We start from the raw sequence: 21,871 nt of genomic DNA, 5'->3' as shown, positions 1-21,871 counted from the left end.
CTTATTAGTTTCGGCTACTTGTATACCTTCAAAGTAGATGCATCGTCATCTAGGCGTCTTTTGAGATTACGCATCTGCCCTGCCGAACCAGGATTGTTAGTAATAAAGTTTTGATCAGCTAAGTACTTACGAACATCTTCTGCTAAATCTAAAGAAGCCAACTTCATCAGCTTTGCCATGCTCGGCTTATGCGCCGTATCTCTGCCATCAATTTGGACATCCTTACCCTCCCCTGATGCCACAAAGGAGGCAACGATTTGAGTGGTTTTGGTATCGACGATATTAAAGTCCACTGTTACTTCGAGAGTTACTTGTTGCGAGGTAGATTTTGTTCCGGGAATATCAGCGACATTATCAACACTAGAGATTTCAGCTAAAACACCATACAACACATAATCGGCATCACCAAAATCGCCAGCCTTAATACGCTTCACGATATCAAAGTACTCATCACCTTGATTGGGAACTGCAGGAGTAGATTTAGCCTGCACTACCTTATAACCAGACTTAATGAGCAAGCCACGAATCGGGTTGGCTAGATAGCGCAACTCACCATACTCATTATTACTTTGATAGCCCGACTTCTTCATGCTTTGGGTATTGGCACTTGAAGTGCTATTACTTGGCGTTGTTGCATCCGCTAAGGGCGTAGGGGGTATGGCTGTGCCAGGGCTGGTTGCCTTTGGATCGGATAAATCAGTGAACTTCACTGGAAACGCAGATGAATTCGCACCACCAGTAATAGCAGATGAGTTAGCTTTGTCGGCATCAATCTCAATTGTCTTAGGTGTAATCGTTGAAGAGATACTGTTATCCGTCGTTACCCTTGTCTCTTCAATGTAGGTTAAGTTCTTACCTTCTTTTTTGAAGTAGATATCTGTTACAGCGATTGATTTGGAGTCTGCCTTGAGCGCTTCTGCACTAATCACGGGATTCTTCGGTGGATCTGCTGGCGCTTGACCCACCATTACAGATTCTGCTGGTGCAGGCGGCTTAGTAGCGCAGCCACTCAGGAAGATCAGACCAACACCAGTGCAAGCTAATAAGGTTTTTTTCATGTATTGCTCAATTCTTTATGGTGATCAGTGACGTATCAACGTGTGGCAGTCTTACGAATCTCTTTTTCATCAGCCCACTCGAGTAAACCAGATTCATTATTGATGAGGTTTAAGTTAAAGACGTAATACACATCTTTAACATCCTTGGTGTTCTTCACAATGGATGCAATCGACCCCTCGATGCGATATTGCGCACCTTGCATATTGCCAGTCTTGGCAATCGTACTATTCTTGTACAGTCCCGATTGGTTCTGTCTCTTCAGCTCATCAGTTTGATTTTGCATTTCAGTAATGCTGACCGCAAATCGCACTTGGCCACTCTTCATCAGTTGCGTACGAATCTTATCGGTAATGACGCGTGTATCGATATATTCAGAAGTCTTGTTCTTAACATCTGCCAGCGTCACAATAGGTGCATCCTTACTTCCAGAAATCGCTTTTGATTGCAATAGTGATCTTGTCATTGACTCGGCAATCATCTGCAGATCCGTAGATCCATAGTTGGCATTCACGGTCTCAACAGCTTTAGCATCCCCATAACGAACTTGTGGGCCAGAGCAAGCTGTAAGGGCCGCTATAGATATAACGAGAGCAGATAAGCGAATAGTTTTAGTGTTCATGATCATCCTTAATACATCTAATATCTTTTTAATATTGAATGGTTGCTTTATTTTGTCTAATTTTTCTATTAGATTTTTATTTGTATTGATTTAACTCAAAGCGAAAGTCAGTAGCATCTGGGGTTGGGGCAATACCCATAATAACGGTCGACTGCCCCTTCCCTGCTGTTACAGGCTTCCATGCCTCTTCATCCGTAACAGTCATACCGTTTTTACCAATCCACTTGAATCGATAAGAAACAAGATTCGATTTACTGTCATTTTGAATAGTCACTTGCGCAGTCAGCACACCATTGCGTACTAGACTTCGCATATCTGTAATTTGAATGCTATCCGTATCACCCATACGCACTGTCATCTCTTTCATGGATGGGGTTGAGCTGCACGCTGCTAGAGCAAGTGCGGTCATTAGGATTGCAAAGTATTTTTTCATCTAGATATTTCCTAATTAAAAAGCTGCTGAAAGCTATTCAGTAGACTGGGTGGCTCGTAAGGCTTAGCCTCTTCTATATTAATGCTAGCAGGACTATTACTGGGAATCGGATTGGGGTTGGAAACCGGGGCTGGGACTACAACTGGTATACCAACGGGTGCGATAGGCATCACCGGTGACACTACTGGAGAAGCCTCCTCCACAGGTTGAGGGTCCTGAGAGCCGCCCCACAACTTCTTGAAGCCGGCAAAAGTACCTTCGAAGGCCTTAGGCTCTGGGGTGACTGCTGCGGGAGTCGGCAGTACTGGCGCCTTAGACGGAAGTGCTGCCGGATCATTCGAAGTGAGAACTATTGCTCGATTTCTGAACATCCGGATATAAACCACGTTATAGCCCCCTACTAAATTGACTGTCTGCGAAGCTAGCACTCCAGAGGGTAAAGTGTATTTGAGTACAGTAGGTCCTATTGGCAAACCCATTCTGGCCATATAGGTCTGCGCAGGTAAAGTTGACCAGTGGCGCACATCTGTCACATTGATAGCTTGCAGGGTGTAACCCGTGATCATTCCGGCAATAGCGCCAATCAGTGCTGCATTGCCATTGTTCTGGTTGTTCTGATTCTTTCGATTGGCTGCTTGTTGAGCTGCACGATCTGCGGCGTATTGAGCAGCCAAGGAAACCAACGCCCTGGAGGAAGCCCTTAAAACATAGGCCGGCATTTCATCACGCAGGTTCTTGCGAGCCATAGAATCGATATTTGCTACCAGCTCTGGATTAGCAACCCGATCTCCTAACTGAACCATAGCGGGTCTAAAGCGTTCTGTAGACTTTTCGATAACTGGGAAAGTTAAAGTGACCAACCTTGAAGTATTACCAACGGGAAAAGATTGGCTGATTTGATAAGGAATAATCTTAGGCATGTAACCCGTATCAATAATGATCAAGGTATCAGCAAAAGATTTTTTACTCTGATTTGCAATATTGGAATCGAGCTTAGCAATACTGGTTTTAAAGAAATTTACCTGGGGTCTTAACTCAATTGCCAGCCGATATCCTGGCGCAGCCAGACTAGCCTCCCCTTGAGACTCATGAATAAAGCCTGACAGGTAATATGCGCCTGGGTTCTGATAAGAATTCTTGAGACTACGTGTTTCTTCATCATCTAATAAATTAATTGGATAACCACTGATATTTTGGATGCGACTCGTGGCGCCTTGAGTATTCGGATTATTTTGTTGATCACGTTCTACTTGGGATACCGCGGTAACTTGGCTTTGAATAAGCTCTTCAATGACCTTCTCACGCTGTGCCATTTTTTTTGCTTCTACCATGGCGTCATTCCATCGACCTTGTGAGAGGTGATTTAATGCCAAGGTCTGACTTAATAAAGTCACCTCATAAGGCTTGGGATCGTACTCACTGCTAAAGCCTTCAGACAAGACATAGGAACTGGCGCCTGAAAAAGAGCGCCTCAGTTTGTCGCTAGTAGTTGCCTCCCAACGGCTAACCAATTGATCTGCAGCCAGTAAGTTTTGGGTACTACTCGGAATTTGCGTAGGGCCCTGCAATCTTTGAACTTCACCCAACTCCATGTAGTACAAAGTATTCTTATCTTTAAATGCCCCCTGAATAGCCGCTACTGTATTTTGCAGATCTCCATTCTTAAACTGCTCCTTAGACTCATTCATTTTGATTTGCTGGGTTTGCGTAGCGCAGCCCACCAGCAAACAAACAAGCAAAGTTGTCCCGAATTTAGAAAAGTCTAATGCTGAAAATTTAGGCAAATTTAGGGGCTTGGAAATGGGGTAAAGAGTAGAAAGGGACCTCAAGCAAATAGTTCTCACATCGTTAACGCTTGAAAATAGGCTGGGGCTGACAAGAAGAACCGTTGTTACTCTGATTTTTACTCTAATTTAGCACCCGATTGCTGCACCACCCTACCCCATTTACTTGCTTCGCTGGCAATCAGCTTGGAAAGGTCTTTTGGGCTGCCTGGAGCTGGGTCTAAGCCGCTAGCTAAAAGACGTGATTTGACTTCTGGGTTGCTAAGGGTTTGATACACCATCCGATTGAGACGTTTTTGAATATGAGGCGGTAGATTTGCAGGTGCCATCAATGAAAACCAAGAAATCGCCTCAAAACCAGTCAAACCTTGCTCAGCTAAGGTCGGAATTTCTGGGGCAGCTTGTGAACGCTTCAGCGTAGTGACCCCCAAAGCTTGAACCTCCCCGGCCTTGATCAAAGCTAAAGAGGAAGAAAGATTATCAAAAAGCATTGAGATGCGGCCACTCAGTAGGTCAGGCAATGATTGTGCGCGTCCTTTATAAGGAATATGGCGTATTTGCACGCCTGCCATTTCTTTAAATAATTCACCAGACATATGTAGCGATGTACCGACACCAGATGAGCCGAAAGTTAATTGACCAGGCTTTGCTTTTGCAAGTTCAATTAATTCATGGAGATTGGTAACGCCTAATTTTTTATTGACGATTAATACATTTGGCGTACTAGCTAAAAAACTAATGGGCGTGAAATCCTTCACGGGATCAAAAGACATCTTTTCATAAAGCGCGCCATTGATGGCATGTATACCTACTGTACCAATTAGCAAGGTATAGCCATCAGGCGCACTCTTAGCCACTAGATCGGCGCCAATATTACCTCCATAGCCAGGGCGATTCTCCACCAATACTGGTACACCCAAATTTTGCTGCCAGCTTTCCCCTAAAACACGCGCCAATATATCGGGAGCCCCACCAGGGGTAAAGGTCACCACAATACGTATAGCTTGCTTAGGCCAGTCGGTATTTTTTTGCACAGCTTGTGCTTGGGCTGAGAACGCAAAAGTACATAGCAAGGCCGCAATGAAGAAGCTCTTCAGAACTTGGGGGAATGGCATATTAAAACTCAGGACTAGACCGAATGGTCTAGATTAAAAACCAAAGCGAGAGCGCAGCCACAGCCAGCCGTCATACTTCACTGGATCATCAGCGCAGGGACCAATGCCACATTCTAGAAGTGTAGATACGAGATTACCAAAAACCAAAAGAATGAAAGCGATGACCAAGGCATTTGCGAACCAAGAGCGTGAGCGGACTTCGCGATTGGGCAGCATTAAGAGAATTGCCAGACCCAATAATAGTCCTGTGTAACCAACATATGCCCAGGTATAGAAATGTAATTCTAAAAATGTTTTTCCAAATCCTTTGTCACCCGGCAGAATGTGTAAGAACACCTGGCGAAGAGAAACCATCATCCCCACTATGCCGCCAATGATGCCCCATCCGTAGTGAGAAGAATGCGCACCGAAACGAATATTCAAAACCAATGCAAAACCAATAATCACAAACCCAATACGTTGCATTAAACATAAAGGGCAAGGTAACTCACCAAAATACAGTTGATCAAAAAATGCATAGGAAAGCATGCCAACAACAGCCAACAATGCCAGCTGGTTGCCTAGCGCCGCTAATGAAGGAAGAGAATGTCTACTCACGATCAATTACAAACTGATGTTGAGATGGTCGGTTGCATGAACCCGGAACCAAACCAAAAGAATACCGACGGTAATCGCCAAAACTATCAAACCCGCAAGGCGTTTCTCAAACCAGACTAAAACAAGTCCGATAAAAGCCGTCAGAAAAGGTAGAAACATATACATGAGATTATTCTAGCGCAGGATTCTGCCGATAGGGGTAATTCTGTAAATACAGGGCTTGGAGAAAGGTCTTTTGTTTAGAATGAGTCCATGAATACAAGCCCTACCCCGCCCTGCATCGATTTAAACATTGATGGAAAGATTGCCTGGGTGACCTTCAATAACCCTAGCGCCCGTAATGCTCTAACTTGGCCGATGTATGAAGAGCTCAAAAAGATCTGCGACTCACTGGCATGCAATTCTGAAATTCGGGTGGTTATTTTTAGGGGTGCCGGAGATAAGGCATTTGTTTCGGGCAGCGATATTCAACAGTTCGTGGATCTCAAAAAAGATGAGGCTTATGAAATCGCTGTTGATCAGATCTTTGCTTCTTTGCAGCAACTGCCCATGCCAACTATTGCCATGATTGAGGGTTTGGCTGTAGGTAGCGGACTTCTCATGGCAACTGCTTGCGACTTTCGTATCTCAACGAAGGATGCCCGTTTCGGCATTCCAGTAGCAAAGACTTTAGGAAACTGTTTATCACCCAGCAATCTATCTTGGATTGCAGCTCACCTCGGAATTCTGATGGTCAAAAAAATGCTGCTGACAGCTGAGCTGATTAAGGCGCCAGAATTATTAGATCCAGGCTATCTATATCAAACAGTTGAGGCAACAGACCTTCATGTTGCCGTTCATGCACTTGCACAGAAGTTGGTAGCTTTAGCACCCATCACGCAAAAAGCCAGCAAGCTGACTCTAGCGCGTTTACTTCAAAGCAATCTGCCAGACTGCACTGAGCTCATGCGTGAAACCTACAACAGCGAAGACTTTAAGGAGGGAGTAAATGCCTTCTTGGAAGGTCGCCTACCTCAGTGGACCGGGGAATAAGATCGAAGATCGAAGATCGAAGATCGTACTTAGCCTAGCGCTTGGTCTAACCCTTCGCGTTTAAGAACTCCACTACGATTTTCACGAACTGATCGGGTACCTCGACATGGGGTACATGACCTACATTGTCGATGGGAACTAATGTTGCATTTGGTATAGCCGCTTGCGCCTTCCTACCTAGCTCCGGAAAATTACCCAAGGTCTTCACAGCTTCAGGCGGCGCAAAGCGTCTACCAAATACCGTACGGTCTTTTTGACCGATTACCAATAAGACTGGCATCTTTAATTGTGGCAAATCATTTACTACAGGCTTTTCTGCAATCATTTGATATGTTAGAACCGAGGTCTTGGCATAAGCCGGATAGTCGGGGCCTTTTTGAACGCGTACATAAACCTCCACAAACTTTTCATAGCTCGGTTGCCAGCTTGGAAAATACGTTTGCAGGAAACGGCGATAAGTCGCTTCTGTTTGAGCCATCTCTAGCTTAAGTAAATCGTCATTTTTCTGTGGGGGAATATCTTTGCTGTAATCCTCAAGGCCCAATGGATTCTCAAGTACGAGCTTTTGCACAGTCTGTGGATAGAGACGAGAAAAGCGTATACCCACCATGCCACCCATTGAATTGGCTATCACTGAAACTCGCGTAATATTGAGAGACTTCAATAAAGCTTGCGTGTTGACAGCTAAATCATCAAAGTGATACTCAACATCAAGCTTAGAAGATTTGCCAAAGCCAATCTGGTCAGGTGCTATGACACGATAACCAGCCTTAGAAAGGCCTGCGATCGTGGGGGCCCAGTAATCACTGGAGAAATTCTTCCCATGAAACAACAGCACCACACCTTTTGGCTTACCGAGTGCCGGCACATCCATATACATCATGCTGGCTGGCTGGCCCTGTAGAGAAGTCTTAAATTCTTTTAAGGGATATGGATAAGGCCATGTGCTTAAGCGCAAATCCAAAGGGCTTGCATTGGCGTAAAGACTGACTGAAGGGATTGATGATGAGGGAGTTGAAGATACTTGCTCAGAGCTAATGCAGGAAGCCAAGAGAATAGGTACGGCAATCGCAGTACCTATCAACGCTAATCTTTGAGGCAGATTCCTGATGAAAAACCTATTTTGCATTTAGCTAATTTTGGTCTTTAAGTTCGTCAAGCCAGCAACACTACCCTCAAGTACGTCACCTTTTTTCACTGGACCCACTCCCGCTGGAGTGCCTGAGAAAATCAAGTCGCCTGGCTCCAATGTAAATAAGGTGGAAAGATAGGCGATTGTGTCTGGAACATTCCAGATTAATTGATTGAGGTCTCCTTCTTGACGAACCTCTCCGTTCACCAATAGCTTGACGGCGCCCTGAGCAAGATGACCACATTGAGCTGCTGGAGTGATCTCACCGCAGGGTGCTGATTGATCAAATGCCTTACCAGTATCCCAAGGACGCCCCATCTTTTTCGCCTCACCTTGAAGATCGCGTCTAGTCATATCTAAACCTACTCCATAACCATAGACATGTTCTAGAGCCTTATCAGCAGCAATATTTGCGCCACCCTTGCCAATTGCAACGACCATTTCAATTTCGTGATGCACGTCGCTCGATAGATTTGGGTATGCCATATCTTTTCCATCGGTCACAATCGAATTAGCAGGCTTCATAAAAAAGAATGGCGGCTCACGGTCAGGATCATGGCCCATCTCACGCGCATGATCAGCATAGTTACGCCCTACGCAGTAAATGCGATTGACAGCAAAGCGACGGCTATCACCTGTTACCGGCAATGAAATAACTGCTGGTGGATCAATCACAAATGCTGAGGACATAAGAACCTTTCTAAGAATTTTGATAAATAAATACTCTATTGCCGTTTTCTGGAAGTATGACGTAATTTCAACAACAATATACTGAGTGCCAAAGCAAAGGTCATGGCATTTGCGAGGATCAAGGGCCACTTTTCGATAATGAGGCCATAAACCAGCCACAAACCTACCCCCGCCGTAAACAAGGAATACATTCCCAGGGAGATTCCGGAGAGATCTCGAGTTCGCCAGGACTGAACTGCCTGAGGCAAAAAGGCAATCGTGGTCAAGAAAGCAGCGCAATAGCCAATAATTTCAATATGGTGGGGCTCTAGAGTCATTTATCGATTGTAGTGAAGGAAATTGCCAAATCATTGACGCAGCGCATGAATTTTATTACTGTAGATAATAGAAAATCGTAACTCAACTCACCACTAAAAATACAAAATGAGACAACATATTATTAAAGGCCTAGGCCTACTCCTTTGCAGCAGCTTAATCAGCACCCCGCTGCTTGCACAAAACAATGCCGCTGCTATCAAGAGCTACCCTGACAAGCCTATTAAGCTGGTTATCCCCTATCCGCCAGGTGGGGCAACCGATGTCATTGGACGCATCATGGCGCAAGAGTTATCCAAGTCACTAAACCAACAAGTGATTCCAGACAATCGCGCTGGTGATAGCGGTAATATCGGTGCTGACATGGTTGCCAAATCTCCGGCTGATGGCTACACCCTATTAATGGGTGCACTCACATCACACTCTATTAACGCCAATCTTGATAAAGACAAGATCCGATACAACTTAGAAAAAGATTTCACACCGGTTGATGTAGTGGGTGTGGTGCCGCTGGTATTTGTAGTCAATCCTTCAGTTCCTGTAAAGAACATGAAAGAGTTCATCGCCTATGCAAAAGCAAATCCAGGCAAACTCACCTTTGCCTCATCCGGTGCGGGCGCTCCACAACGCCTTGCCATGGAAATGTTTCGCTATCAACTTGGTTTAGATTTATTGCATGTGCCATATAAAGGCAGTGGTCCCGCTATGACTGATTTAGTCGGTGGTCAGGTGTTGACCATGTCTGAGACTGTTCCTGCAGCATTGCAATTTATTCAGTCCGGTCAGTTAAGGCCTCTTGCAGTAACAACCGCTAAGCGCATTAGCCAATTACCTGATGTGCCAACAATCACTGAAGCCACTGGCTTACCAAACTTTGATGTAGTCAGTATGTTTGGTATTTTGGCACCTGCAGGGACACCCAAGCCAATCATCGATAAGCTCAGCGCAAATATCAAGATTATTTTGCAACGCCCTGATGTGCAAGAGCGGATGCTAGCGGCTGGTGTTTACGTCAACTATCTCTCGCCTGCAGATTCAAGCAAGCGCATTACACGAGAGATGAATATGTGGAGCAAGGTCATTAAAGACGCCAATATCAAGCCTGACTAGGCAGATGGCTCTAATTTAATGGAATGGAAAAAATCGCTTTAAGCGTTAATGAATCCGTGCTGTTAGAAAAGCCTTTACCTACTCCAGCCTGAAAAGAAAGTGGTTTGCCATCGTAGTACATCATCAAAAAACCCAATTGCTGTGTATTTTGATAATTGATAGGCTGACCAAGTTGATTTAGGTTGGAGTAATACTCCACTCCAAGAGCTAGCTCAGGAGTCACCTCCCTAGATAAGCGTGTTGCCGTCGAGAAATAAGGTGACTGATGTACATAGGGCTGGGAGAGCGGCATATCCACAATGGGGTTAAAGGAGAAAAGCCACTCATCAAAATGCTTACCGATTATGAAACGTACTTCACTGTTATATCGGGACTCATCAAACTGTGGTTGCACGTTAGATAACTCTAGATTTGCGCCTGCAAAAAAAGAGTCGCCCTTATCTTCACGAATTGGTAACCATTTCATACGCACTTTCGTTGCCGCGTATTGAAACTTATTGTCATAGTTCACATAAGAGATATATAAGCCAGCTTCTAGATCATGACCTAAGCCATAGGCAAGCTCAGGGGTCACCCGAACACCATTATTGTTCATCACCTCACCTGGATAGGAGGGGGTTTGAATACCTCTGGGGGTGCTGTTTAAATGAACCTCGAGACTGGCTTCTCCCTTGGCATTAATTTCATCGTCGTAAACCTGAATTTCATCCTGCAATACAGCCATACTAATAGATGGCGAGAGAATGAGCGCAGTTAATATAAGCCCCTGAATAAGCGCTTTCTTAAGAGGGCGAGCTTGCGTCTGCATGATGCGTGAGTTTAACAAGGATTAGTATTTTTTGACGTGCTTACCTCAAAGCCACTAAGGAAGCCTAATAGTTTTCTTAATCACCTACCGCGCAGAAGCAGACTCCGTTAAAAAGCGGCCTTTAGGGCGGTGTTTGCAGCAAACCAAAGATCTTCTCATGAGAAAAGCCACCCTAGGGTGACTTCCTTTTTGAATGAAGACTCCGAAATAATCAAGCCAAGGTGAACTTCAGGTCGCCCAGTTTCTCTACTGAACTTACAATCTGATCGCCCTTCTTCAGCCACACCTGCTTGTCTTTCGGCATGCCGGCAATTACGCCTTGTGGTGTGCCAGTGAAAACAATATCTCCCGGCTCCAATGTCCAGTAGGTACTGATATAAGACAGCATTTTCTGGGTGTTATGAATGAAGTCTGAAGTATTGGAGTTCTGACGCAACTCACCATTAACCCATGTCTTCACCTGAAGCTTATTGGGGTCACCCACCAAATCAGAAGTAACAAAGTAAGGTCCAATTGGTGCATATTGGTCCAAGGTCTTGCCAATCATCCACTGACCACTCGGCAATTCCAATTGCAAATCACGTGATGAGAAATCATTTGAGGTGCAATAGCCAGCAACATAATCCAAAGTAGCGGATTCCGGAACGTTACGCATCTGCTTACCAACAACAATCAACAACTCAGTTTCATAATCTAATTTATAAGAAACTGATGGCGGTGGAATTTGCAATAAACAGTTATGGGCTGTAAGACTATTGTTGTACTTATTAAATAGTGGGGGCACCCGTGGATGAGCCATGCCAACCTCGTCAGCATGTGCGCGGTAATTTAAGCCAACGCAAACAATCTTTCCAGGGTTTTTAAACAAGCGCCCGAAAGTAATATCAGATTCTTTTAAGTAAGGCACCCCAGATTTATCGGCGCTTGCCACTACCTTATTAAATCCTGGAGCATTACCCTCTTGCAATAATTGATCTAGGGTTACTGGCGCAGCAATCTTCATTTTCTTAGCAACAGCACGAACATCGATGACGCCTTTTGGCGTCACTACACCTAAGGTTTCTGTTCCATCCGCATTTTGGATCGAGAGAATTTTGCTGTTTTTCACCATTTCGCGTGGGCCAGTGTAAACCTCGCCTCCCCAGACTGAAGTGGGGTGAGCTGAAGCATCCTTCATTACACCCATAGTAGAGGCAGCCACTAAACCAGCTCCAGCAGCTGAAGCAGTTTTCATAAATTGGCGACGAGAACTCATATTTATCTCCTTTTGTTGTTATCTATTTTTAACTACAAAAGGAATACTACCCCACCCATTTATGCGGTGCTGCAGCAAATATCAACTACAGGAGATTTAACCGAGGCCCAAAAAAATCGCTAGGCGATAGGTAATAAATGATGCCAAATAGGCCAAGCCGAATAAGTAGCTCAACATAATGATCGGAATCTTCCAGCCCCCCGTCTCGCGCTTCACTGCAGCAATGGTAGACAAACACTGAGGCGCAAATACAAACCAGGCCAATAAAGATAATGCAGTCGCCAAGGACCAACCACTAGATATCAACGGAATCAGGGCATCAGCCGCATCCACACCAGAGCTAGATAGTGCATAAACCGTTGCTAAGGAACTCACCACCACCTCGCGAGCTGCCATGCCTGGTACTAAAGCAATACTGATTTGCCAATTAAAGCCGATAGGCGAGAACACATGGGCTAAGGCCTGACCAATCATTCCTGCAAAGCTATATTCGATCGGCGATCCCGCAGCTCCATCAGGCGGAAAAGGAAAGCTAGACAGCACCCATAAACCAATGGTCATTAGCAAAATAATTCCGCCAACACGACGTAAAAATATTTCTGCTCTTTGCCATAAGCTGATAGCTAAATTACCTAGACGTGGCAAGTGATAGCTGGGCAACTCCATCATCAGTGCATTCATCTTAAATTGCTCACTAGTAAAGCGCTTCAGAATCCAAGCAACTACCATGGCCCCCAAAATGCCTGCAAGATAAAGCAAGAACAATACGAGACCTTGCAAATCAATACCAGCCCATAGCTTTCGCTCTGGAATGAACGCAGAAATCAGCAAGGCATAAACAGGGAGTCGCGCGGAGCACGTCATCATAGGTGCAATCAGAATCGTCACCATGCGATCACGCGCATTAGAGATGCTTCTAGTAGCCATAATTCCTGGGATGGCACAAGCAAAACTGGATAGTAGCGGAATAAAAGATCTGCCTGAGAGTCCTACTGATCCCATCACCCTATCAAGCAAGTAAGCAGCTCTTGGAAGGTAGCCGGATTCTTCAAGCAACAAAATAAAGAAGAACAGAATCAAAATTTGCGGCAAGAAAATTACCACACCGCCTAAGCCCGCCAAAACACCATTGATTAACAAGCTACGCAACCAACCATTAGGCAAAAATTCAACGATCTGACCACCAAGGCATTCCACGGCACTCTTAATCAGATCCATGGGCACTGTTGCCCAAGTAAAGACCGCCTGGAATATGCAAAAAAGTAGCACCACCAAAATAATAGGGCCCAATATTGGATGCAGTAACACTGCATCCAATCGATCACTTAATTGATCAGGAATAATGCGGTCGAGCTTGAGGCTTTGCAGAATTCTTTTGACTTGAATGTTATCGGTCTCAGTGTGCGCAATATGAGCAGCAACATTCTCAAGGGTGGCATCGCTTGTACCTGTTCGCAAGCCATTCAAATTGCGCCAATCCAGGTTCGATAAAAACTCTTTGATCTCATCAGCACCATGAGATTGAATACCAATACTAGTGAGTACCGGCAATCCGAGCTCATTTGATAAGGCAGCAGTATCAATCTGCAAGCCTTGGCGCTTGGCGATATCCAGCATATTTAGCACCACAACACAGGGTAAGCCAAGGCGCTTTGCAGCCAATACTAAGCGCAAGTTGCGACGTAAATTCATTGCACTTAATATGCAGATAACCAAATCGGGGCGCTTCTCACCTTCAGCTCTGCCAAGCAATACATTGCAAGTCACTTTTTCATCAAGCGATCGTGGATAAAGACTGTATGCACCCGGCAAATCAAGAACGCGAATGTTTTTACCGGACTCGAGCGCTAAGCGGCCTTCTTTGCGTTCAACAGTGACGCCAGAATAATTGGCTACCTTTTGACGGCTACCAGTGAGTAAATTAAATAAAGCAGTTTTACCGCAATTGGGGTTACCCAATAACGCAACGAGAGGCTCGTTAGAGTAAAAGTGGACCTTAGATTCAGACATGCGGGAGAGATTCAACCATAATCATGCGTGCTTCTGATTGACGCAAAGCAAAAGTTGAGGCACCTACGCGAACCATATAAGGTCCTTTTCCCAAAAGACCTTTGCGCAATACTGTCACTTGCTCTCCAGGTAAAAAGCCAATATCTTCCAACTGCCCCTTAATTTGAGGAGCACCCTTGGGGGCATTAATGTCACTAACGCGATAAAGACTGCCTAAGTCGACTTGGTCTAAATTCATGCAATATGCTTTTTAACTGATGTAGAAGTCATTATAACGACAAATGAGAATGAATATCATTCGTTTAAAGGGGGATTTAATTGGCAATAATGGGCTATTTAAGCTCACTAGGGCTTGATCCAAAACAAAAAAAGGGGGGGTTAATGGATACTTATTCATACCCCATTGAATCCAGTTAGTCCATGTACTTACCAAAACATTTTCTTGTTGAAGATCCCGCAATACTGGCTCAGTTGATTTCTGAATACCCTCTTGCCATCATCGTGGGCAATTTAGATGGTCATCTTGAAATCAATCACCTACCGCTCATGCTGAGCTCCGACAAAACCAAGCTTTACGGACATGTTGCCAGAATGAATCCACTCGTTAAAGTTGCGAGCGGTAACAATGTATCCGTTACTGCAATATTTAATGGGCCTAATGCATATGTAACCCCTTCTTGGTACCCATCCAAACAAGAGAGCGGAAAAGTTGTTCCAACATGGAACTATGCCGCAGTGCATGCTCAAGGCACCATCAAGTTGATTGAAGACCCGCAATGGCTAAGAAGCCATGTCTCACAAATGACGAACATTCATGAACCAACTTATGAGTCGACATGGAAGCTAGATGACGCCCCAGAAGAGTATGTACAGACCATGCTCAAGGCTATCATCGGCATCGAGATTGATATCAAGAGCTTGATTGGAAAATTTAAGCTTAGCCAGAACCGGCCGGCCGAAGACTATGAAGCAGTAGTAGGGCAACTAGAGAGGTCACCGCAAGAGGCTTTACAACAGATGCTGAAGTTCATGAGAGCGCCCAAGTAATTAGCAACTAAGGTGTGATGTATCCATACCTTTGCAAAATGGATTTGGCTTGGGGCCCCTGCATAAAGCGATACATATCCACTGATTCTTGGGGCGCACCTTTTATTAGCACCATGCGCTGCTTAATGGGCTCGTATAACTTAGCGTCGACCAATAGGAGGTTAGTTTCTTTTACGACCTCTGGAGATTTGGCCAAAGATAAGGCAGTAAAACCAATATCTGCCGCACCGCTCACCACATATGTTGTAGCTACGCCAATGTTGTCTCCATAGACAAGCTTGTCTTTAGCCAGATCCCATAGGCCTTCTGCCTTGAGATAATCAACCGCAGCTTTACCATAAGGAGCAAGCTCTGGCTTAGCAATTGCCACTTTGTTTGTTTGTGCAATTGCCCGAGCAATTTCTGTCTTGCTATCAGCCAAACGAATCCCAGATGAGGTTTTGACAATTAAGGCAAGCTTACCAATCGCATATGTAGCGCCCTCATCCACCGTCTTACCATTCTTAAATAGCTCCAACGGAAAATGCTCATCTGCCGCAATAAAAAGATTGAATGGAGCGCCGTTCATGATTTGTGCCGCGAAGTTACCGGAAGAGCCATAGACCACTCTCAACCCTGCTTTACCGTTAGCCTTAAAGGCAACCATAATCTCGTTAAAAGCATCTTTCATATTGGCAGCAACGGCAACAGTTGAGGTCTGCGCAAAGGCAAGATTGATAAATAAAAGCAGCGATGCGAATAGGGAAATCGGGCGAATAAACATGATTGAGTTAATTCTAGCGGATAGAAATAAAAAACCACCCCGAAGGGTGGCTATCGATACTTAGAAACCTGATTAACCAAGCAACTTTAAAGCGCTTAAGAAGGTTTTATAGACACCCCAAGAAAGTGGTATGCCTACAAATGCCCACGCCAAAATGACTGTCAAAGTAGAGGTATGCTCATGGCCAGCTTCCCCTTTAACAATCGATCCCATTGCCTTTTCATGGGCAAGACGCTTTTCTTCTGCTAATTCAGCATCAGTCATAAACCACTTATCTGCAACTGGGCGAATCATCAAATTAGCAATCAAGCCGATAACTAACATACCTACAAGGATGTACATCGTCTGGTTGTACACCTGACTCTTCGCAATTCCAAGACTTAGTTGATAGTCACGCATGTAGTTCACAATCACTGGACCTAGGATACCGGCTGTAGACCAAGCAGTTAACAATCGACCATGAATTGCGCCTACGTTTTGAGTGCCAAACAAGTCAGCAAGATAAGCAGGGACAGTAGCAAAGGCTCCACCATACATACTTAAGATAATGCAGAAGGCACCAACGAAGAGAACCAAACTACCTGCAGCAGCACTAGAGGGAATGCTGAAATACAACACCCCACCTAATATGAAAAATATGCTGTAAGTTAATTTACGACCCAACTTATCTGACAAGCTGGCCCAGAAGAAACGGCCGACAATATTAAACAAGCTCAGCAGCGCAGTAAAGCCAGCGGCAATACCAGCAATCGCCACTAACTGACCCTTATCGAGCTCGCCAAATTTCAATGCATTACCAATTAAGCTACCAGCAAAAATTTCTTGGAGCATTGGAGATGCCATACCAATCACACCAATGCCAGCAGAAACGTTCATGGTTAGCACAATCCAAACCAACCAAAATTGAGGAATACCCCAGATTTTCTTAACACTAACGCTGCGTGTAGTGATCATCGCCTTAGATGTATCAGCAACAGGAGGTGTCCAACCAGCAGGCTTCCAATCGCTCGCCGGCACGCGATAGCTCATTGCGCCAATCATCATGTAGATGAAATAGATCACACCCATCACCACGAATGTTTGTGCCACACCGACACTAGTAGACGTTGCAAAGTTCTTCATGAGCATTGCGGCCAATGGTGAGCCAATCATTGCGCCACCGCCAAAGCCCATAATGGCCATGCCAGTTGCCATTCCGCGACGGTCTGGGAACCACTTAATCAAGGTTGAAACTGGTGAGATGTAGCCCAGCCCCAAGCCGATACCTCCAATCACACCTGAGCCGAGAATCATCATCCAGAATTGATGGAGATAAATACCCCAGGCAGAAAAGAGCATGCCACCAGCCCAACAACAAGCCGCTACAACACCCGCTTTGCGTGGACCCGCGCGCTCTAACCAGCCGCCCCAAATAGCAGCAGAGATGCCAAGGAACACGAAAAATAATGTATACATCCAACCTAAGGTCGAAATTTGCCAGTCACAAGTAGTTGTGAAAAGTTGCGCAAAGAAGCCAACATCGGCAGTACATTTAATTGCCTCAGTACCGCCCTGCGAAACTCCCAAGGCTCTGGATAATGGTAGCCAGAATACGGAAAAGCCATAGGCCATACCAATACATAAGTGAATAGCTAACGCCGCCGGCGGCACAAGCCAGCGATTAAAGCCTGGCCCTGCAATCGTTCTTTCTTTATCTAATAGATGAAACATGTTGCCTCCTATTTATAGTTATATTTACTACACAGTAGCTACTTCTTTACGTTACAACCAACCTTCAATTTGTCGATTAAGGCCTACAGCCTTATATCCAGGCGTATCTCCCGAATAGCTTCTTATCTTCCTGATTAATTTGGAGACCTCTGATTGAGCAACCATCTCCCTATGCATGGCGATGAAAAATAACTCATCTTTAAGCGGTATAAACCCCAAACCATTTTCAATAGCAATATTTTTCACGCCCAAACCTACATCAGCCTTGTCGGCCAAAATAGCATTTGCAACCGCTGAATGAGTGAACTCTTCATGCAGATAGCCATTCACTTCAGAAGGATCAATACCCTCCTCTATCAGCAGACCATCAAGTAGTAGTCTTGTGCCAGAGCCGATTTGACGATTGATAAAACGAACTTTTGGATTCACCAAATCATAGAGGGAAGAGATACGAAGGGGGTTTCCATTTTTTACCAGCAAGCCTTGTGTGCGCTTCATTACAGGATATATTTGAATATCATTTTTTGACAAGCGATGATGAATAGCCTTTGAGCTTCGCTCATCTGATACATGGTATCCGGCAATATGGGCTTCGTTACTCAGAAGCTTTTCAAGGGACTCTCCCGAACCAGCAATCTTCAAATCGAAGCCTTTAATCTCTGCGGCGGCCCTTTGAATGATGGAATCACTGCTAGAGAGAAACTTCCATTTTCTACTATCAGTCTTTTGAATCTTTTTGATTTCTTTAAGTAAGGTATCTTGATATGCGCTTCCATGCTCAACATACCCCGCTTGCATCTCATCAATAAACTCAATTAAAAACTCGCCGAGTTTTGTTAACTTTGAGCCATGTCCTTTGGTCCTCGTAATGAGTGGCATGCCAAGCGCAGCTTCAACATCATTCATCTTGCCCCAGGCGCTTCGATAAGAGGTGCTGGATTTTTTACTTGCTGAAATTAACGAGTTACCGCGACCGATATCCCTTAACAGCTGAGACAGCCAAACCAAATCAATAGGGACCCCGCCTTTGGCTTGATTATTTAATACTAAGGTTGGTCTAACTTCAATTTGCATATGTAATTGATTGCATATTCAAGTGGTAATAATTATGCGATGATATTACCTTAATAAATTACTCCTCGCACCCTCATGAAAAAATCAATCCGCAACCTACTTCTAGCGACCCTAACGGCCATTGCCCTCAACGGCCCACAGGCTTTCGCCCAAGAAAAAAGCATTGTGGTCTCATCAACTACCTCCACAGAGCAATCTGGCCTCTTCAATTACATACTCCCCATTTTTAAGATGAAGACTGGTATTGAAGTTAAGGTTGTAGCTGTTGGAACTGGGCAGGCACTAGATATTGGCCGCCGTGGTGATGCAGACGTGGTGTTTGTTCATGACAAACCTGCTGAAGAGAAGTTTGTTGAAGAAGGTTTTTCAACTAAGCGCTATGAAGTGATGTACAACGACTTTGTCTTGATTGGGCCTAAGTCTGATCCAGCAAAAATTGGAGGCGGTAAGGATATTCAGGTTGCACTTCAAAAAATTGCTGCAGCCCAAACTCCATTTATATCCCGCGCAGATAAAAGCGGTACACATGCAGCAGAGCTTCGCTATTGGAAAGGTGCTGGAATCACTCCCTCATCCGGCCAATCTTGGTACAAAGAAACAGGCTCCGGCATGGGTCCTGCTCTCAATACAGCATCCGCAATGAATGGCTATATCTTGGCTGACCGTGGCACCTGGCTCAGCTTTAAGAATCGTGGCGATCTCGTTATCTTGGTTCAAGGCGATCCAAAACTATTCAATCAGTATGGTGTGATGTTAGTAAACCCCGCTAAATTTCCTCATGTGAAAAAAGCACAGGGTCAAGAATTTATTGACTGGCTTATCTCCAAGAATGGTCAAGATGTGATTGCCAGCTACAAGATTGATGGCGAGCAGCTCTTCTTTCCGAACGCCAAAAAATAATCAATATGAAAAATAAGAAGTTTCCGAAGTTTTCAATCAACCTTAAGCTACTGATGGCAAGTATTGCCATTGGTATGGGTATGCAAACTGCAATGGCACAAAATAATCCTATGAAACCAGAAGCCATTTATGGAAAAGGTAGTCAAAGCTTTACTTTGGCAACTGGTAGTCCAGGAGAATTAGGACTACTTCAAGCTCTTGGTGAGGTATTTGATAAGAAAGAAGGAGCACGTTTAATCTGGATCAAAGCGGGTAGCGGCGCCTCCCTCAATCTACTCAAAACTGGACAGGTAGATATGATCATGGTCCATGCTCCTGATGCAGTAAACATGGCGATTGCAGATGGCTGGGCCACCAACTGCACTCTAATTGGATCCAATGAGTTTTATATTGTTGGCCCAAAGAGTGATCCTGCAACTATCAAAATATCAAGCAGCGGTGCAGATGCCTATGCAAAGGTAGCAAAAGTAAAGGCAAACTTTATTTCCAGAGGAGATAAGTCAGGCACTCATCAAAAAGAGATGGATATTTGGAAAAAGGCAGATGTAACACCCGAAGGTAGCTGGTATATCGTCACCAATGACTTTATGACTGCCTCCCTGAAAAAAGCGAATGCAGAGAATGCCTACTTCATGACTGACAGCAGCACTTGGGTTGCTGAAAAAGATATTGCGCCTAATTTGGTTATTTTGTATCGCGGGGATAAGTTCTTGGTAAATACCTATGATGCACTTGCTGCACCTCCTGGCGCCACGGCAAATCGCGATACAGCTGTGAAATTCATTCAATTTGTCGCTTCAGATGAAGGTCAGGCAATTATTCGCAACTATGGCAAATCAAAATACAAAGAGCCTCTTTATAATGATGCAGCATACGCAAAGCAATACGTTCAATAGGAGAAATCGTGGAACTCAAAGTTAAACTCAGCGCACGCAACACTCTTAACGGTAAGGTAGTTGAACTCAAAATGGGTCAAACTACTTCTCATGTGAAATTGGATATTGGCGGCGGTCATATTGTGACTGCCTCTATCACCAATGAAGCGGTTGATGAACTCAACCTCAAGGTTGGCGATCAGGCTTGGGCGGTAATTAAAGCATCTGACGTGATGATTGCTAAAGGCGCATAAGCCAGCGCTTCAAGCATACCATTCAAATGTAAAAAGCCCGCAGATGCGGGCTTTTTTATTGCCGGTGGACTACTCGGCAAACTAAATACTAAATACTTACTTCTTAGGTGTAACGAAACCAATAGCTGTGTCGTCAACGAACTCAATCATCACGTCATCACCAGCTTTGAATTTCTCAAGACCTAAAACAGATGGATCCACTTTAACTTTTTGCTTCTCGCCGCTTGGCATTGTGAAAGTAACGATACGTGTTTTTTGATCGATTGTTGAAATCTTTACAGTGGCATAAACTGTTTCTGTAGTTTCTTCAAATGGCTTAGCAGAACCTTTGCCGGCTACAACTACAGAGCGCACACCAGATACGCCTGGCTTTTGATCCTTACCAACAGCAGTCAAGCCAACTGCAACAGCTTGAGCATGCTCAACCAAGAATACATCGCCCTTTTTAACTTTATCCAAATCATTAATAGATTTAGATACATTCATTTGCACCAAATTACCATTAGCGTCTTTCAATACAACGATGCGCTTCTTGGCATCTACTGAGTCAACGGTCGCGCTCAAAACTGCAACATCAGCTGCCAAAGGCATCATTTTTGCAGGAAGTTGTGCAAAAACAGAACTTGCAAAGGTAATGCCAACTGCAGCAAACAAACCAGCTAATAAAGATTTCTTCAAGATAACTCCTAATTGAGTAAAAGGTTTTAGGTGGGCTCAATACTGAGCTTGATTCATTGTAACCACGGAAAGTGGCACTTTTAGTACGGCATCGAACTATATACATGGCCTAGAAAACCCCTTCTTTGGTAAATTGAGCTTATTAATAGCTCTTCGAGATCCCAAACCCTTGGAAATACTGATAAAACCATGGAAAGAAGCTGAGGCAGGCGCTTTTTTGGTGCGCCAGGAAGTATTTATCCAGGAGCAAAGGGTTCCGGCTGAACTCGAACTGGATGAATTTGACCCATTGGCCACCCATGCTCTCGCCTACCTAGATGGAAGCTGTATCGGCACAGGTAGGCTAGTCGATTTAGGTAACGGGCAATCTCAAATTGGCCGTATGGCGGTTTTAGCCCCCTTCAGAAATCAGGGAATAGGCCAGCAAATTCTAGAAAAGCTGATTACCCTAGCTAAATCACAAGGGGCAAAATCTATCATCCTTCATTCTCAGGTGCTTGCCATCCCTTTCTATGAAAAACTTGGCTTTCAGGCACGGGGTTCTATCTACGATGAGGCAGGCATTCCGCATCGTAATATGATCCTTTTATTACCAAATTTGATTTGACAAG

The 21,871-nt window shown here is 44.6% G+C and carries 25 protein-coding genes; 7 read left to right on the top strand and 18 right to left on the bottom strand.

What is annotated here, in order from left to right; genetic code table 11:
- Positions 1–14 precede the first annotated feature (14 nt).
- The 7 genes from ICN48_RS01565 to ICN48_RS14055 form a co-directional block, all read right to left on the bottom strand.
- On the bottom strand, positions 15–1,058 hold the full coding sequence (locus ICN48_RS01565; RefSeq protein WP_216151996.1) for a hypothetical protein: 1,044 nt from the start codon (positions 1,056–1,058) through the stop codon (positions 15–17).
- 35 nt (positions 1,059–1,093) lie between these two features.
- The gene (gene lpoB / locus ICN48_RS01560; protein ID WP_370624119.1) at positions 1,094–1,678 is read right to left on the bottom strand and encodes a penicillin-binding protein activator LpoB; all 585 of its coding nucleotides are present in this window, start codon (positions 1,676–1,678) and stop codon (positions 1,094–1,096) included.
- 76 nt (positions 1,679–1,754) lie between these two features.
- Positions 1,755–2,111 (bottom strand): YcfL family protein, encoded by a 357-nt coding sequence (locus ICN48_RS01555; protein WP_216151994.1) that lies wholly within the window; start codon positions 2,109–2,111, stop codon positions 1,755–1,757.
- An 11-nt stretch (positions 2,112–2,122) separates the two neighbouring features.
- Positions 2,123–3,799, bottom strand: coding sequence for a COG3014 family protein (locus ICN48_RS01550; RefSeq protein ID WP_255539409.1), 1,677 nt, complete (start codon positions 3,797–3,799; stop codon positions 2,123–2,125).
- Between the two features lie 215 nt (positions 3,800–4,014).
- Positions 4,015–5,010: a tripartite tricarboxylate transporter substrate binding protein gene (locus tag ICN48_RS01545; RefSeq protein ID WP_216151992.1), complete on the bottom strand. Its 996-nt coding sequence runs from the start codon at positions 5,008–5,010 to the stop codon at positions 4,015–4,017.
- Positions 5,011–5,043: 33 nt separating this feature from the next.
- A complete protein-coding gene (locus tag ICN48_RS01540) occupies positions 5,044–5,607 on the bottom strand; it encodes a disulfide bond formation protein B (RefSeq protein ID WP_216151991.1) in 564 nt (187 codons plus the stop codon).
- Between the two features lie 6 nt (positions 5,608–5,613).
- Complete coding sequence (locus tag ICN48_RS14055; RefSeq protein ID WP_370624123.1) at positions 5,614–5,766, bottom strand: DUF5993 family protein; 153 nt, start codon at positions 5,764–5,766, stop codon at positions 5,614–5,616.
- 93 nt (positions 5,767–5,859) lie between these two features.
- Here ICN48_RS14055 and ICN48_RS01535 point away from each other — a divergent pair, with 93 nt between their 5' ends.
- Positions 5,860–6,639 (top strand): enoyl-CoA hydratase/isomerase family protein, encoded by a 780-nt coding sequence (locus ICN48_RS01535; RefSeq protein ID WP_216151990.1) that lies wholly within the window; start codon positions 5,860–5,862, stop codon positions 6,637–6,639.
- A gap of 46 nt (positions 6,640–6,685) precedes the next feature.
- Here ICN48_RS01535 and ICN48_RS01530 read toward each other — a convergent pair whose 3' ends face one another.
- Genes ICN48_RS01530 through ICN48_RS01520 form a run of 3 tightly spaced genes read right to left on the bottom strand, consistent with a single transcriptional unit; the run spans position 6,686 to position 8,778 of the window.
- Complete coding sequence (locus ICN48_RS01530) at positions 6,686–7,768, bottom strand: alpha/beta fold hydrolase (protein ID WP_216151989.1); 1,083 nt, start codon at positions 7,766–7,768, stop codon at positions 6,686–6,688.
- Positions 7,769–8,461 (bottom strand): fumarylacetoacetate hydrolase family protein, encoded by a 693-nt coding sequence (locus tag ICN48_RS01525; RefSeq protein WP_216151988.1) that lies wholly within the window; start codon positions 8,459–8,461, stop codon positions 7,769–7,771.
- Between the two features lie 35 nt (positions 8,462–8,496).
- Entirely contained in the window at positions 8,497–8,778 is a 282-nt protein-coding gene (locus tag ICN48_RS01520) for a SemiSWEET transporter (RefSeq protein WP_216151987.1), read from the bottom strand.
- A 106-nt stretch (positions 8,779–8,884) separates the two neighbouring features.
- Here ICN48_RS01520 and ICN48_RS01515 point away from each other — a divergent pair, with 106 nt between their 5' ends.
- Positions 8,885–9,886 (top strand): tripartite tricarboxylate transporter substrate binding protein, encoded by a 1,002-nt coding sequence (locus ICN48_RS01515; protein WP_216151986.1) that lies wholly within the window; start codon positions 8,885–8,887, stop codon positions 9,884–9,886.
- 10 nt (positions 9,887–9,896) lie between these two features.
- Here ICN48_RS01515 and ICN48_RS01510 read toward each other — a convergent pair whose 3' ends face one another.
- The 4 genes from ICN48_RS01510 to ICN48_RS01495 form a co-directional block, all read right to left on the bottom strand.
- Positions 9,897–10,712 (bottom strand): transporter, encoded by an 816-nt coding sequence (locus ICN48_RS01510; protein ID WP_216151985.1) that lies wholly within the window; start codon positions 10,710–10,712, stop codon positions 9,897–9,899.
- Between the two features lie 193 nt (positions 10,713–10,905).
- Complete coding sequence (locus tag ICN48_RS01505; protein WP_216151984.1) at positions 10,906–11,949, bottom strand: fumarylacetoacetate hydrolase family protein; 1,044 nt, start codon at positions 11,947–11,949, stop codon at positions 10,906–10,908.
- Between the two features lie 96 nt (positions 11,950–12,045).
- On the bottom strand, positions 12,046–13,959 hold the full coding sequence (locus ICN48_RS01500) for a ferrous iron transporter B (protein ID WP_216151983.1): 1,914 nt from the start codon (positions 13,957–13,959) through the stop codon (positions 12,046–12,048).
- Positions 13,952–14,197, bottom strand: coding sequence for a FeoA family protein (locus ICN48_RS01495; RefSeq protein WP_216151982.1), 246 nt, complete (start codon positions 14,195–14,197; stop codon positions 13,952–13,954). The genes ICN48_RS01500 and ICN48_RS01495 overlap by 8 nt, the downstream gene beginning before the upstream one ends.
- A 182-nt stretch (positions 14,198–14,379) precedes the next feature.
- On the opposite strand from ICN48_RS01495, the gene ICN48_RS01490 reads away from it, so the two are divergent.
- Positions 14,380–15,006, top strand: a complete 627-nt coding sequence (locus tag ICN48_RS01490; protein WP_216151981.1) for an FMN-binding negative transcriptional regulator — start codon at positions 14,380–14,382, stop codon at positions 15,004–15,006.
- Between the two features lie 7 nt (positions 15,007–15,013).
- Here ICN48_RS01490 and modA read toward each other — a convergent pair whose 3' ends face one another.
- The 3 genes from modA to ICN48_RS01475 form a co-directional block, all read right to left on the bottom strand.
- The gene (modA, locus tag ICN48_RS01485; protein ID WP_216151980.1) at positions 15,014–15,769 is read right to left on the bottom strand and encodes a molybdate ABC transporter substrate-binding protein; all 756 of its coding nucleotides are present in this window, start codon (positions 15,767–15,769) and stop codon (positions 15,014–15,016) included.
- A gap of 72 nt (positions 15,770–15,841) precedes the next feature.
- Complete coding sequence (locus tag ICN48_RS01480; RefSeq protein WP_216151979.1) at positions 15,842–17,479, bottom strand: OFA family MFS transporter; 1,638 nt, start codon at positions 17,477–17,479, stop codon at positions 15,842–15,844.
- Between the two features lie 51 nt (positions 17,480–17,530).
- Entirely contained in the window at positions 17,531–18,553 is a 1,023-nt protein-coding gene (locus ICN48_RS01475; RefSeq protein ID WP_216151978.1) for a substrate-binding domain-containing protein, read from the bottom strand.
- A 75-nt stretch (positions 18,554–18,628) separates the two neighbouring features.
- Between ICN48_RS01475 and ICN48_RS01470 the strand changes: the two genes are divergently transcribed.
- From ICN48_RS01470 to ICN48_RS01460, 3 genes are read left to right on the top strand one after another with little or no spacing between them, the layout of a single operon-like run.
- Positions 18,629–19,453 carry a substrate-binding domain-containing protein gene (locus tag ICN48_RS01470; protein ID WP_216151977.1) on the top strand — a complete coding sequence of 275 codons (825 nt, stop codon included), beginning with the start codon at positions 18,629–18,631 and terminating at the stop codon, positions 19,451–19,453.
- Between the two features lie 5 nt (positions 19,454–19,458).
- The gene (locus ICN48_RS01465; RefSeq protein WP_216151976.1) at positions 19,459–20,349 is read left to right on the top strand and encodes a substrate-binding domain-containing protein; all 891 of its coding nucleotides are present in this window, start codon (positions 19,459–19,461) and stop codon (positions 20,347–20,349) included.
- An 8-nt stretch (positions 20,350–20,357) separates the two neighbouring features.
- A complete protein-coding gene (locus ICN48_RS01460; RefSeq protein WP_216151975.1) occupies positions 20,358–20,582 on the top strand; it encodes a TOBE domain-containing protein in 225 nt (74 codons plus the stop codon).
- 96 nt (positions 20,583–20,678) lie between these two features.
- Here ICN48_RS01460 and ICN48_RS01455 read toward each other — a convergent pair whose 3' ends face one another.
- Complete coding sequence (locus tag ICN48_RS01455; protein WP_255539407.1) at positions 20,679–21,260, bottom strand: hypothetical protein; 582 nt, start codon at positions 21,258–21,260, stop codon at positions 20,679–20,681.
- A gap of 169 nt (positions 21,261–21,429) precedes the next feature.
- On the opposite strand from ICN48_RS01455, the gene ICN48_RS01450 reads away from it, so the two are divergent.
- On the top strand, positions 21,430–21,867 hold the full coding sequence (locus tag ICN48_RS01450) for a GNAT family N-acetyltransferase (protein WP_255539406.1): 438 nt from the start codon (positions 21,430–21,432) through the stop codon (positions 21,865–21,867).
- The last annotated feature ends 4 nt before the right edge of the window (positions 21,868–21,871 follow it).

The organism is Polynucleobacter sp. JS-Safj-400b-B2 (genome assembly GCF_018881975.1).
Lineage (GTDB): Bacteria > Pseudomonadota > Gammaproteobacteria > Burkholderiales > Burkholderiaceae > Polynucleobacter.
The sequence above is the reverse complement of the archived record's forward strand: the minus strand, read 5'-3'. Positions and strand labels throughout refer to the sequence as shown.